The organism is Reyranella sp. (genome assembly GCF_965228225.1).
Taxonomy (GTDB): Bacteria; Pseudomonadota; Alphaproteobacteria; order Reyranellales; family Reyranellaceae; genus Reyranella.
Genome location: NZ_OZ245801.1, coordinates 1,447,086 through 1,460,619, shown reverse-complemented (window position 1 = coordinate 1,460,619; position 13,534 = coordinate 1,447,086). Strand labels below are relative to the sequence as shown.

Here is a 13,534-nt window from a genome sequence, read left to right as displayed (position 1 = left end):
CCCATGCGTCCCCTTCTCGCGCTCCTGCTTCTCGTCCTCGCCGCCGCCTGTACGACGCCGCCGACGACCGACAAGCCGGTCGTGCAGGCGAAGGACTTGCCGCCGCTCGGTCCCTGCCCCGCATCGTCCTGGAAGCCCGAATCGCCGCCGCCGTCGTCGAGCGCCCGGACGTCGATGGTGCTGCTGGCGGTCGGCGAATGGGGGCGCTACGGCAAGCAGCTGATCACCTACTCGAAAGACGGACCGCCTCGCACGGAACAACTCGGCATCAGGGAGCGCGAGGCGCCGCAGCGCATCGCGGACTACTGGGCGTCCGTCGGCAACAGGTTGAGCGGATTGAACGACGTGCCCTGGTCGGCAGCCTTCATCTCGTGGGATATCGAGAGCGCCGGCGTGCCGCGCGACCTCTTCTGCCCCGATCAGCGCCACACCATCTATGTCGAGCGCATCGTCGAACGCGCCAGGAAACCGGGCGCGGCGTTCATCCCGCATGAGCCCGACGCCTATGCCCCGAAGGTCGGCGACCTCGTCTGCGCGTCGCGCGAGGGCAGTGGCACGACGTTGCAGAACCTGAATCGCGGGGCAGGACATTGCGACATCGTGGTCGACGTGCAGCCGGGGCATGTCTCCGCGATCGGCGGCAATGTAGGGGACTCCGTTACCCGCAGCGTCTTTCCACTGGACGCGAACGGCATTTTATCGCCCATATCCGGCCGACCCGTCTTCGCGGTCATCGAAAACCGACTGCCCTGAAGGAAGGACAATGTCTTCGCTCTACGACTACATCATCGTCGGTGCCGGCTCGGCCGGTTGCGCTCTCGCAGCGCGACTCGCCTGGGAACGGCCCAAACTTCGTATCCTGGTCCTCGAGGCCGGGGGTCCCGACAAGTCGTTCATGCTGAAGATGCCCGCCGGTTTCGCTTCGCTGGGCGAGAAGAACCCCTACAACTGGCACTACGAGACCACGCCTCAGAAGCACTGCAACGATCGCCGCATGTACTGGCCGCGCGGCAAGACGCTGGGCGGCTCCTCCTCGATCAACGCGATGCTCTACGTCCGCGGCCACGCCTCCGACTACGACCACTGGCGCCAGCTCGGCAACGAAGGCTGGTCCTATGAGGACGTCCTCCCCTATTTCAAGAAGGCCGAGAACAACGAGCGCGGCGCAGATGCCTTCCATGGCACGGGCGGTCCGCTGAACGTCGCCGACCAGGTCGATCCCAGCCGTCTGAACGAGGCCTTCCTCAAGGCGGCCGAGCAGGCCGGCCACAAGCGCAACAAGGACTTCAACGGCGTCGAACAGGAAGGCGTCGGCCTGTACCAGGTGACGCAGAAGAACAAGCAGCGCTGGAGCGCCGCGAGCGCCTATCTCCGTCCGGCGGTCGCCAACAGCGGCGCCTACATCAAGGTCGTCACCGGCGCCCTCACCGAACGCATCATCTTCGACGAGAACCGCGCCATGGGCGTGCGCTACACGCTGGAGGGCCGCGACGAGGTCGCCCGCGTCACCCGCGAGATCATCCTGTGCGGCGGCGCCATCAATTCGCCGCAGCTCATGATGCTGTCGGGCATCGGCCCGGCCGATCACCTGAAGTCGATCGGCATCCGGCCGATCCACGACCTGCCGGGCGTCGGCGCCAACCTGCAGGACCATCTCGATGCCGCGCTGCTGCAGTTCTGCAAGACGCGCGATACCTACGACCGCGCCAACAAGCTGGGCTCGCTCTATCAGTACGTCGTGAACAAGAAGGGCCCCGGCACCTCGCCGATCGCCGAATCCGGCGGCTTCCTGAGCACACGGCCCGGCCTCGCGGCGCCCGACATCCAGCTCCATTTCCTGCCGGTGCTGGTCATGGACCATGGCCGCACGCGCCTGAACCGGGACGGCTACAGCCTGCACGTCTGCACCCTGCGCCCCGAGAGCAAGGGCACGATCCGGCTGCGCAGCAAGGATCCCACGGAACATCCGCTGATCGATCCGAACTATCTCAGCGAGCGCCGGGACCTCGATACGCTGATCGCCGGCGTGAAGATGGGTCGCGACATCCTCGCCCAGTCGGGCCTCGACCCCTATCGCGCCGACGAGCTCGGGCCGGGAGCGGCGGTCAAGACCGACGCCGAGATCGAGCAATGGATCCGCGCCAAGTGCGAGACGATCTATCACCCGGTTGGCACCTGCAAGATGGGCCCGGCCAGCGATCCCATGGCGGTGGTCGACGACAAGCTGCTGGTGCACGGCGTCGAGGGCCTGCGCGTCGTCGATGCGTCGGTCATGCCGACCCTGATCGGCGGCAACACCAATGCACCGACCATCATGCTCGCCGAGCGCACCGCCGCGATCATGCACGCGGCGGGAATGACGAACTGAGCCGGCGCAGCCGGCTCAGGCGATGACGAAACTGAGCCGGCGCCGCCGGCTCAGGCGGTCGCGATCTTCATGACGAGATCGTTGTAGTCGAAATCACTTCCCTGGCTGGCGAGCACGTCCTCGAAGCCGAACATGTTCTGGCCGTAGGTCCGGATATGCTCCTGCCCGTCCGCATTGGCCGTGCCGAGAACGAGCGTGTTGCCGCTCTCGGTATAAAGGACCGGCGCGTAGTATCCCGTGCCCTTGGACACGGTCCAGTCGTCCGATGCGGTGAAATTGCCCCGGCCGCCGGACACCGCGAAGTTCGGATCCCAGTTCTGCTGTACGGCGACCCGGAAGGCGTCGGTATTGCTGTAGGGAACGCCGCCGACGCTCCACTCTCCGGTGGTCGAATTGACGTCGATCTTCACGAAGTGGATCGTGTTGAGATTCCATGCACTGCCCGCCACGTTGACCTGAACGGTCGAGCCCTGGGTGAGATAGACCCAGGCCTGGTCGTCCTGCTGCTGGCTCTGCGCGAGCTGCGCCGCGGCCGAAAGCGTATTGTCCACGGCTGCCGACAGATTGAGCGTTCCGAAAGCGCCGCTGACATTGACCGCGAGCGAGCCGCTGCCCGTCACCACGATGCCGGGAAGCTGCTCGATCGAATTCGCGCCGGTCTGGATCGCGAAGTGGAGCTGCAGGTCGACCGGCAGGTAGACGGACTGTGTTCCCAGCCCCATCACCGTCCCGTTGTCGAAGGCGACCGAGCCGATGCGCGCCAGCACCGACTCTTCCAGCGACGCGCCGACCTGTCCGTCGCGGCCGACCAGATCGCCGTTGGCGTCGGTCGCATAGACCAGGAGCGTGCCGTTTGGCAGGCTCGAATTCGCGGTCTGCAGCGTGATCCAGTTTCCCGCCGCCCCGCCGCTGGCTCCGTCGAGTGCGATGTAGCTGCTGGCGTTCTGGAAATCGAGGCTGTCCAGTTCCACGGTGAAGGTCAGTTGGCTGCTCTGGTTGCCAATCTGGGGCGCCGCGCCGTGGCCCAGGAATTCGGTCAGCACGGCTGTGTAGGTGCCGCTGCCGAACGAGGACGCGGCCGTCGTCCACTTGCCGTCGATATCCGCCTTGGCGGTGATCGGCACATGCGAGCTGAGACCCGCGCCCGACAGGAACGAGATATGGGCGGTGTTCAGCGCCCCGATCTTGTTGGTGAAGTTCGCGATCACGCCGCCCTGGCCGTTTTCCGCGTTGTAGTTCAGCCACGCCTGGTCCGACGCGTACCAGCCGAACGCGAGCGAACCGTCGTTCACGTCGGAGAGATTGGCGTTTGGCGTGCCCAGCGTGGTGGAGCCCCCCCAATTGCTGAACACGGAACTCGAGAGCGTGCCCAGCACCGGTGCCAGCGGCGCCTGCCAGACGGTGGGATTGGCCTGGATGATGGACAGGTCGGTGATCAGCTCGAGCAGCCGCGGGTCCATCGACAGGGTATTGCCGTTGAACATGTTGAACGAAAGGCCGCCGGTGCCGGTCAGATACTGGTCCGCAACGTCGCTTCCCACGTACGAGGCCAGACCGTCGATGGCGATGCTGCCCGCCTGGTTGACGCCCGTGGCGACATAGTTGGGATTGAGGATTCCCGATCCCGCCACCCCGTTCATGTAGATGTTGTAGGTGCGGTTGACGGGGTTGTGCTCGGTCTTTTCTGAGAAGACGAGCTGATACCAGTTGATGCCCGTCGCGTAGGGCAGGTCGTTGATCGTGAGGCCGGTGCCCGTCGGTGCTGAAGCACCTGCAGCCTTCAGGGTCTTGCTCGCGGCATCGTAGGTCCACTGCTGAAACAGGGTCTCATTGGCCGTATCGAACGCAACGTATTCGAACTTGTAGTCGCCTGCGGTGCCTCCGGTGAAGAATCCGAGGCTGACCTTCAGATCGGCCGCAGGGCGCATCTGTCCAAGCCCGAGCGCGAACTGGACATCGACGGTGTCGGTCGAGTCCATCGCCGGCACGAATGGACCGGGACTGGTGTTGTAAATTTCGGTGGGCGTGTAGAGCTGATGGTCCGGCAACGTGCTGCCCGCGGGCGCGGTCTCGTTGTCGTCGTAGAGGGTCAGGGTGATACTGGGAGCGTCCAGCCCGGCAACCACGCCCGATCCGCCGCCCGTGACCGAAGACGTTGCGCTGGTTGCCGCCTGCACCGTGTAGCTGTTGCCGGTCACACTCTGAATGACGAAGGCGGCCTTGCCCGGATCGCCCGGAATATTGAGGCTGGGCGGCGCCGACATGTTGATGCCGCCGACCGTGCCCGCTCCGGCGAACGTCACCAGGTCGCCCACCTGGTACCCATAGGTTCCGGCATTGGGGTCGCTGACGGTGACGATGTTCGAACCCACCGTCGTCGTGAACGGGTTGGCGCCGAGCGGGACCGAATAGCCGGTCGGGATCAGTGGACCGCCCTGCTGGAACAGACTCATGAGGGCGTCGGAGTAGCCGTTCCCGTACGAGTTCGTGTGAGAGAAGAAAATCTCGGCATATTTGTCGTAGGAAACGCCCGCCCCGTACTTCGAGACGTCCCAGGTCCAGGGCGTCATCGTGCTGGCGCCGAAGGCGTAGCTGGGATCGAAATTCCAGTTCTGGCTGAGGTCGACCGTCGCCGGTCCGCCGGCCCATTGGTTCGGCAGATTGCCCGTGCCGCCCATGTAGCCGCCGATATACCCGGTCAGCAGCTTCACGAAGAAGGCGCCCCATTGCGTGTTGAAGCCGGTGTTCAGGTCGGTCGTCGCCGCGCCGACATTGTTGACGAGCGTCGAGAACTCGTAGGGCGTTCCGTCTGGGCTGTAGATCTGCGCGACCCCGAGCGTCGAGTAGATGCTGTTCGCGAGATCCTGGGTATCGATCTTGATGGTGCCCTTGACCTGGCTGTTGGCGTCCGGCGTGAACACATAGGTGCCGGCCTCGGGACGAACATAGGTGGGTGCTACCGTATCTCCGCCGCCCGTGCCCTGATGGGCGGCCGTCGAGGTGCCAACCTCATACTGCGTGGCGCTCAGGACCTTGGTGATGGTGAACTTCGTGCCGTTGAGGTAGTCGGCGGTAAAGCCCGCGAAGGCTTCTGCGCCTGTAAAGGAGACTTCGACTCCCTCGGCGGCGTATTTCGAGGCGGTGGGATCCGTTACAGTGAAGTACTTGTCGCCGGCATTGGCCGAGAATGGATTGTCGCCCAGCGGCACCGAGCTGACGACACCGCTGCCGCCTCCCGTGGTTGTCTCGTTCGCCTGCGTGGCCTGGATGACGAATTGGTAGGTGTTGCCGTCGATGACGTTGCTGACGAGATAGGTCGAATTCAGTTCGGCCGCAGAGAAGCCCGCGAACGCTGCGACGTTCTCGAACGTCACATAGGTCTGGCCGGCGACGTACTGACCGGCGTTGGGATCCGTGACCGTGATGGCGCTGCTGTTCAGCTGCACCGAGAAGGGATTGGCTCCCAGCGTCGTCGAGGCATCGTAGACGGTTTCCGGATGCTTCTCGTAGCTCAGCGTATAGGAATAGAAACCGGCATTGTGCCATTCCGTGTACGAGGCGCTCGGCGGTTGCCCGACGACATAGTCGACGGTGCCCGCACCATTGTACTGGCCGGCGATCCTGACGCTCGACGCCATCTCGTTGCCGATCGATTCGATATAGGCGTTCCAGTCGGAGGCTGAAACGCCGCCGGGTCCGCCGGGCGCCAACGCCGTCGTCGGCGCGGCCGCCAGACGCGGCTGGCCGGCCAGCGGTCCGTACAGGAAGTCGTGAACCAGCCCGCCGTCGGCCGTGAAGGCGGTTTCGATGTCGCTGAAGGCCGTGCTTCCGTTGACCTGATAGCCGCGGGTCTGCGTGACCGCACCGTTGGGATACGCGATGTCGACCGACATCGGGATACCGAAGACGTTGACGTCGGTCAGATTGCCGGCGTCCGCCGCGGCACCCAGCAGCGAGAGTTCGAAACTGTCGAAGCGAAACTGATAGGTTTCGGAATTGCTCCAGCTGATGTCCGATTCCTGCTGGATGACGCCGTTCGTCCCGAACGTGAGTTCGGCCGGAGAATTGGGGTTGCCGGTGTCATAGCTCTGGATGAGCAGGTAGACCTTGCCGCCGTCGTATGGATTCGGCAGCGTAATCTGCGTCGATGGCGTGGGCGTGCTTCCCGACTGGAGCGCGGTGGCGACGGGCACGCCCGTGTCGGTGAAGTAGACGGCCCAGATGCCGACCTGACCGTTCGATGTGCTCGACAGCGTCGTCTGAAGCTGCTGGCTGAGAGCGATCGTAAGATTGGTCGACACTGTGCGCTCCCGAACCGATGAAAGTGTCGGGATACTCATTCAGCGCGAATGAAAACTCAATTCGTGATTCGTCTGAGTTTCATTTTAGCCGCGCTTTTCCACCACCAGCAGCCACGGCCGACCCGATACGTTCATCAGGCGGCCACGCGAGTCGACCGGGAAGAGGCTCATCGCCACGCTGTCCTTCACGTTGCCGCCGATCGCGTGGATGTAGCCGCCGCGCACTTCCGTGACGATGTCGCAATGGGCGGCCGTGTTGTCGATGCGACGGTGAGCGGTGCGCGGATCGGCATAGCGCCAGGTCGGGCCGGCCGATCCCGAGCAGACGAGGTCGCCCGGCTTCGGCGAATATTCGTTCGGAGCATGCAGCACGAAGGGCGCGCTGCGCGAGGCGCGCTGGCGATCGTAGAGCGACGCCAGATAGCTCCCGTGGCGGCCTTCGCGCGGAAACTGCGAGGCCCCATAGCCAGACTGCAGCATCACCCACGTGACGAAGGCGCCGGACCACGGCTTGTCCGACGTGCCGTTCCAATTCGGTCGGCCGCAGGCTGCCCAGTATTCGCCCACGCGGCTGGAGAGCGGCTCGCTGCGCTCGGTCATGCCGTAACGGTTCGTGTAGCCGTTCGCCTGCCCGCCATAGACGACGGTGGCCCGGCCAAATCGGGTCCATTCTTTCCAGGCGGTGTACGCGACCTTGTCGCTGGGCGGTTTGTCGTCGGCGCCGGATCCTCCCCCTCCGCATCCGGCCAAAGCGAGCGCCAGCATCAGGACGAGCGAAAGGATTGCTGGCAGCCGCAGACCGGTCGGGAAACAAAAGGAACAACCGGCGGGCTGCCAGCAAACGCGAGAGCCGACATCGAGGGGGTCAGACTTCATGCGTCACTTACAGTTTTTTAAATAACTTGGTGTTATTATTATACTTTAGACTAGCAGAGACCGCGCACCATGTCATCTCTTAAGAATTTGGATGAAGTCCGCCGCCTGGAGCGGCTCGCCTTCCACGGCTGGCCGGCCCTGGAGTCCCAGGACGTCCAGGGATGGCACCTGCGCTTCTCCGGCGGCTATACGAAAAGAGCCAACTCGATCAATGCGTTAGATCCGACGGCTTCAGCTGATATCGAAGCCGTGGAGGCGCCCGTCCGCGAGCGTGGCCGGCCGCCCGTGTGGCGTCTCACGCCGCTGGCCCCCTTCGGAATGGCGGATCGGCTGAAAGCCCGGGGCTACCAGCCCATCGAGCGTAGCCTGCTTCAGCGCTGCCCCCTGCATGAGGGCTTCCAGGCCGACCCTGGCGTCGAGATCGCCGCGAGCCCAACTCCCGCCTGGCTCGATGCCTTCGCAACCTACAGCCCGGTCAAGCCGGAGCATCGCGAGACCATGCAGCGGATGCTGCAGGCCATCGCCCAGCCGGCCGGCTTCGCCTTCGTCCAGCATGAGGGCCGGCCCATGGCCATGGCGATCGGCGCCGTCGAAGACGATCACATGGGCCTGTTCGACGTGCTGGTGATGCCAGAGGCGCGCCGGCAAGGTCTGGCGCGGCGAGTCACCGAGAGCCTCTACGCCTGGGCCTGGGAACGGGGCGCGCGCTTCGCCTACCTGCAGGTGGTCGCGACGAACGCCGCGGCGATGCCGCTCTACGCGGCGCAGGGTTTCCGCACGGTCTACGAGTACGAGTATCTGATCCCGCCGACTTCTTGACCCTCCCGCTCCCCGCCTCGCATAGTCGATGCAGGGAGGAACTCCATAAATGTCGAACTATGTGTGGGAAAAGAGCTATCCGCCGGGCGTGAAGTGGGAGCTCGACGTCCCGAAGATGACCATCCACCAGAGCTTCGAGGAAAGCTGCGCCAAATATGGCGACCGGCCCTTCACCGACTTCCTCGACAAGGTGATGACGTTCCGGGACTACAAGCAGGCCTCCGACCAGGCCGCCGCCGGCTTCCAGAAGCTGGGCGTGAAGCCCGGCGTCAATGTCGGCCTCTACCTGCCCAATACGCCGCACTACCTCATCGCCTTCTTCGGCATCCTGAAGGCCGGCGGCCGGGTCGTGAACTACTCGCCGCTCGATGCCGCGCGCGAACTCGAATTCAAGATCGGCGATTCGGAGACCGACATCCTGGTGACGCTCGACGTCACCGCGCTTTACCCGAAGATGGCGGCGATGCGCGGCAAGACGCGGCTCAAGAAGCTGATCGTGGGATCTATCGCCGATTACCTGCCGTGGCCCAAGAACTGGCTCTACCCGATCGCCAAGAAGAAGGACCTGTCGGCCTGGCCGCGCGACGACTGGCACATGTCGTTCAAGGACCTGTTGGCGAACGACGGCAAGTACACGCCTCACAAGCCGGAAAGCGAGAACCTGTGGGACGAGGTGGCGATCCTGCAATACACCGGCGGCACGACCGGCCTGCCGAAGGCGGCGATGCTGACGCATGGCTGCGTCATGGCGGCGATGAGCCAGGGTCAGGCCTGGACGACGCCCTACACGACACCGGGCACCGAGAAGGTCGTGTGCGTGCTGCCCCTGTTCCATATCTATGCGCTGTCGGGAATCATGCTGGGCGCGGTGCGCAACGGCAACCAGCTGATCCTCTACCCGCGGCCCGACATCGACATGATCGTGAGCGATCTCGCCAAGAAGAAACCGACCTTCCTGCCCGGCGTCCCCACGCTCTACACCGCGATCAACAAGCACCCCAAGGCGCAGGGCCTCGACCTCAGCTCGCTGAAGATCTGCATGTCGGGCGGCGCGCCTTTGCCGGTCGAGGTGCAGCAAAGCTTCGAGAAGCTGACCGGCGCCACCCTGATCGAAGGCTACGGCCTCACCGAAACCTCGCCGACCGGTGCGATCTGCCCGGTCGACAAGAGCGTGCGCCGGGTCGGCTCGTGCGGCGTGCCGATGCCGGGCACCATCATCGAAATCCGCGACATGGAGAACGGCGACAAGGTGCTGCCGCCCGGCAAGGAGCATGTCGGCGAAGTCTGCATCATCGGCCCGCAGGTCATGAAGGGATACTGGAAGAAGCCGGAGGAGACCGAGAAGGTGCTGTTCCGCCATCCGTCGAGCAACTGGATGGGCCTGCGCACCGGCGACATGGGCTACATGGACGCCGACGGCTGGCTCTACCTCGTCGACCGCTCGAAGGACCTGATCATCTCCTCGGGCTACAACGTCTATCCGCGCATGATCGAGGAGGCCGTCTACGAGCATCCGGCGGTCGACGAGGTGATCGTGATCGGCATCCCCGACCCCTATCGCCAGGAAGCGCCCAAGGTCTTCGTCAAGCTGAAGCCGGGCGCCTCGCTCACCTTCGAGGAGCTGAAGAAGCATCTCGAGGGCAAGATCGGCAAGCATGAGATGCCGGTCGCCCTCGAGATCCGCGCCGAACTGCCCAAGACCCCGGTCGGCAAGCTCTCCAAGAAGGAACTCAAGGAAGAAGAGCGGGCCAAGGCGCAGTCGAAGGCGGCGTGATCCTCATATTGAGGTAAAGTGAGGGGTGATGCGGCGCATGACCCACCTCACCTCCCCCACGCTAACGCGCGGGGCCCCTTCCTCTCCTCCCGCTGCCGCGGGCGGAGAGGACGTTTGCAGACGGACTGTCCTGGTCGGCGGCGCCAGCCTCGTGCTGACCGGATGCTTCGACCGGCCCTGCCATGAGCGCAATCCGGCGCAGAAGGCGTTCTTGGACGGACTCCAGGAACTCGCGAAACCCGCCCTCGCCTCCAACAACCCGCTGCGGGTCGAGGAAGCCGCCCGCCAGAGCATTGCGCTGGCCGACAAGGTCGGGGCCTTCAGCGACTGGTGCGGGACGCTGACCAAGATCGAAGGAAACGCCCAGACCGCGGCGGTCACGGTCGACATCGGCCGGCAGGTTTCGCTCTACGCGTTCAACGACTGGGCGCTGGCCTTTGCCGGCACGGTCACCGACTTTTTCTCCACACGATCGCGTGCCACGCCGCCACCGGGCCTTTCCGAACCGGCCGTCGCGGCGCTAAAAACCGTGCGGCTTGGCGAAAGGGTGACGCTTTCCGGCCGGATGGGCGAGATTGCAGGCTCCGGCGTGCTCGATCTCTCCCGTCTGTTCGGCAAGACCGCCTCGGATCATCGCCAGTTCCTGCAGACGCCACGCTTCGTGGCGCGCATCGAGGCCCTCCAGGCTTCGAAGAAGTAGAAAGGATTTCGAGGTGCCGTCTTTTTCGTATGAGTTTCCCTACGCGTCCAAGAAACTGCCGGTCTTCGCCTCGAACATGGTGGCCTCCTCGCAGCATCTCGCGGCCACCGCCGGCCTGCGCATGCTGGCCAAGGGCGGAAACGCCGTCGACGCCGCGATCGCGGCCGCCGTCGCCATCACGGTCGTCGAGCCGACGATGAACGGCATCGGCGCGGACGCTTTCTGCATCCTGTGGGACGGCACGAACCTGGTCGGCCTCAACGCTTCGGGCCATTCGCCGGCGCTGATGACCCCCGATCGCTATGAGGGTCAGGCCAACATGCCCAATGTCGGCTGGGGCAGCGTCACCACGCCGGGCGCGGTGTCGCTCTGGATGGAACTGCACAAGCGCTATGGCAAACTGCCCTTCGCCGACCTGTTCGAGCCCGGCATCAAGTACGCCCATGACGGTTTCCGCGTCTCCTACATGGTGGCACGCCAGTGGGAGAGCGCCATCGACCGGCTGAAGGGCCAGGAGAGCTGGGTGAAGGCGTTCCTGCCGAACGGCCGCGCGCCGCAGCCGGGCGAACTCTGGAAGTTCCCCGACCAGGCCAGGACGCTGACCATGATCGCCGAGAGCAAGGGCGAGGCCTTCTATCGCGGCGAACTCGCCGAGATGATGGACAAGTACGCCCGCGAAACCGGCGGCGCGCTGCGCAAGGAAGACCTGGCCGAGCACAAGCCCGACTGGATCGATCCGATCGGCCTCACCTATCGCGGCACGACGCTGCACGAGATCCCGCCGTCGGGCCAGGGCATCGCCGCCTGCATGGCGCTGGGCATCCTCGAGAACTTCGAACTGGCCGGCCGCGACCCGGATGGTCCCGAGGTCGCGCATCTGCGCATCGAGGCGATGAAGCTCGCCTTCGCCGACATCTATCGCTACGTGGCCGACCCGCGCTTCATGGAAGTGACGCCGGCGCAGATGCTCGACAAGGGCTACCTGAAGAGCCGCGCCAAGCTGATCGATCCGAAGAAGGCGCAGGATTTCGGCCCCGGCACGCCCAAGGAAAGCGGCACGATCTATCTCGGCACCGCCGACGAGTCCGGCATGATGGTGTCGCTGATCCAGTCGAACTACACCGGCTTCGGCTCGGGCGTCGTGGTCCCCGGCACGGGCATCGCGCTGCAGAACCGCGCCACCGGCTTCGTCACCAAGAAGGGCCATCCCAACGAGGTCGGCCCCAAGAAGCGGCCGTTCCATACGATCATCCCGGCCTTCATCACCAAGGACGGAAAGCCGGTCGCGACCTTCGGCCTGATGGGCGGCGCCATGCAGCCGCAGGGCCACATGCAGGTCTTCTCGCGCATCGTCGATTACGGCCAGAACCCGCAGGCCGCGATCGATGCGGGCCGCTGGCGCGTGCACGAGACCGACGGCACCGTCTGGACCGAGGATCACTTCCCCGCGGCGACGGCGACCGGCCTCGAGGAGCGCGGCCACAAGATCACCCGCACCGGCTGGCCGAGCTTCGCCTTCGGCTCGAGCCAGATCATCTGGCGCTTCCCCGACGGCGGCCCCTATCTCGGCGCCTCCGAGAGCCGCCGCGACGGCGCTGCTGTCGGGTTCTAAGGACCAGCCGTTCTCATATGTCCTCTCCCCCGCTACGCGGGGCGGAGAGGAACATGAGACTTGGCACGCTTGTTGCCTCCCAAGGGAACTGCTTGGGAGGCATTTTAATGATCAATCGTCGTCGTCTGCTGGCCGGGGCCAGCCTTGCTGCCGTGGGAACCCTGGCCGCGCCGTCCATTCTACGCGCGCAAGCCGGCCAGACGGTCAAGATGGGCGCTCTGCGCCTCGTTCATTCGATGCCGCCGCACTTCTACGCGCAGTTCGCGCCTCCCGGCCTGAAGATCGAGATCATCACCTTCGACAGCCCGACCGACTGCAAGAACGCCGTGGTCACCAAGTCGGTGGATCTCGGCACGTTCGGCATCGCCGCCGGCATCCTGGGCGCCGCCGCCGGCGAGCCAGTGGTCGTCGTGGGCGCGATGTCGAACCGGGGCATGGGCGTGATCTCCAAGGCCGGCTCCGACGTCAAGACGATCAAGGATCTCAAGGGCAAGAAGGTCGGCATCTGGCCGGGCTCGACGCAGGAGGTCTTCATCTTCGAGCGCATGCGCATGGAGGGTCTCACGCCGAAGGACATCACCTCGGTCCGCGTCCCGTTCGGCGAGATGCCGGCCATGCTCGCGCGTGGCGACATCGATGCCTATGTCGGCGCCGAACCGGGTCCGGCCCTGTCCATTACGTCCGGCGTGGGTCAGCTCGTCGAGTACCCCTACGGCACGGCCATGGGCGGTCTCAACATGATCATCGGCACCAACGAGGAGACCGTCACCAAGAACCCGGACATGATCCGCACCATGCTGAAGATCCACCGTCAGGCGGTGGAGTTCATGTCGGCCAACAAGCCGGCCGTGGTCGAGATGACGGTCCAGAAGCTCGGTGCCAACCGCGCCGCGGTCGAGCAGGCGCTGGGCGCCGACAATGTCGAATATGTGTGGAAACTCGACGACAAGGTGCAGGGCCAGGCCAAGACCTATGCCCAGCACATGCTGGAGCTGAAGCAGATCCGCGCCCTGCCGAAGTTCGACGTCTTCCTCAATCCCAAGTTCTCGAACGAGATCGCCAGCTAGACGAAGCGGAGGCTGCG

9 protein-coding genes are annotated in these 13,534 nt (G+C 64.8%); 7 read left to right on the top strand and 2 right to left on the bottom strand.

Annotated features, from left to right (window positions below; all coding sequences use genetic code 11):
- The first annotated feature begins 3 nt into the window (after window positions 1-3).
- Entirely contained in the window at window positions 4-753 is a 750-nt protein-coding gene (locus tag ACO07K_RS07025) for a DUF2272 domain-containing protein (RefSeq protein ID WP_422035194.1), read from the top strand.
- Window positions 754-763: 10 nt separating this feature from the next.
- The gene (locus ACO07K_RS07020; RefSeq protein ID WP_422035193.1) at window positions 764-2,368 is read left to right on the top strand and encodes a GMC family oxidoreductase; all 1,605 of its coding nucleotides are present in this window, start codon (window positions 764-766) and stop codon (window positions 2,366-2,368) included.
- A gap of 50 nt (window positions 2,369-2,418) precedes the next feature.
- On the opposite strand, the gene ACO07K_RS07015 is transcribed toward ACO07K_RS07020, so the two are convergent.
- Together ACO07K_RS07015 and ACO07K_RS07010 are read right to left on the bottom strand one after the other, a co-directional pair.
- The gene (locus tag ACO07K_RS07015; protein WP_422035192.1) at window positions 2,419-6,669 is read right to left on the bottom strand and encodes a hypothetical protein; all 4,251 of its coding nucleotides are present in this window, start codon (window positions 6,667-6,669) and stop codon (window positions 2,419-2,421) included.
- Window positions 6,670-6,753: 84 nt separating this feature from the next.
- Window positions 6,754-7,545 (bottom strand): DUF2272 domain-containing protein, encoded by a 792-nt coding sequence (locus ACO07K_RS07010; RefSeq protein WP_422035191.1) that lies wholly within the window; start codon window positions 7,543-7,545, stop codon window positions 6,754-6,756.
- Between the two features lie 69 nt (window positions 7,546-7,614).
- Here ACO07K_RS07010 and ACO07K_RS07005 point away from each other — a divergent pair, with 69 nt between their 5' ends.
- The 5 genes from ACO07K_RS07005 to ACO07K_RS06985 all read left to right on the top strand — a co-directional run bounded on the left by ACO07K_RS07005 (window position 7,615) and on the right by ACO07K_RS06985 (window position 13,517).
- Window positions 7,615-8,364: a GNAT family N-acetyltransferase gene (locus ACO07K_RS07005; RefSeq protein ID WP_422035190.1), complete on the top strand. Its 750-nt coding sequence runs from the start codon at window positions 7,615-7,617 to the stop codon at window positions 8,362-8,364.
- Window positions 8,365-8,413: 49 nt separating this feature from the next.
- Window positions 8,414-10,138 (top strand): long-chain-fatty-acid--CoA ligase, encoded by a 1,725-nt coding sequence (locus ACO07K_RS07000; protein WP_422035189.1) that lies wholly within the window; start codon window positions 8,414-8,416, stop codon window positions 10,136-10,138.
- 37 nt (window positions 10,139-10,175) lie between these two features.
- Window positions 10,176-10,838, top strand: a complete 663-nt coding sequence (locus tag ACO07K_RS06995; protein WP_422035188.1) for a hypothetical protein — start codon at window positions 10,176-10,178, stop codon at window positions 10,836-10,838.
- A 13-nt stretch (window positions 10,839-10,851) separates the two neighbouring features.
- Window positions 10,852-12,450 carry a gamma-glutamyltransferase family protein gene (locus ACO07K_RS06990; RefSeq protein WP_422035187.1) on the top strand — a complete coding sequence of 533 codons (1,599 nt, stop codon included), beginning with the start codon at window positions 10,852-10,854 and terminating at the stop codon, window positions 12,448-12,450.
- A 107-nt stretch (window positions 12,451-12,557) separates the two neighbouring features.
- A complete protein-coding gene (locus tag ACO07K_RS06985; RefSeq protein WP_422035186.1) occupies window positions 12,558-13,517 on the top strand; it encodes an ABC transporter substrate-binding protein in 960 nt (319 codons plus the stop codon).
- The last annotated feature ends 17 nt before the right edge of the window (window positions 13,518-13,534 follow it).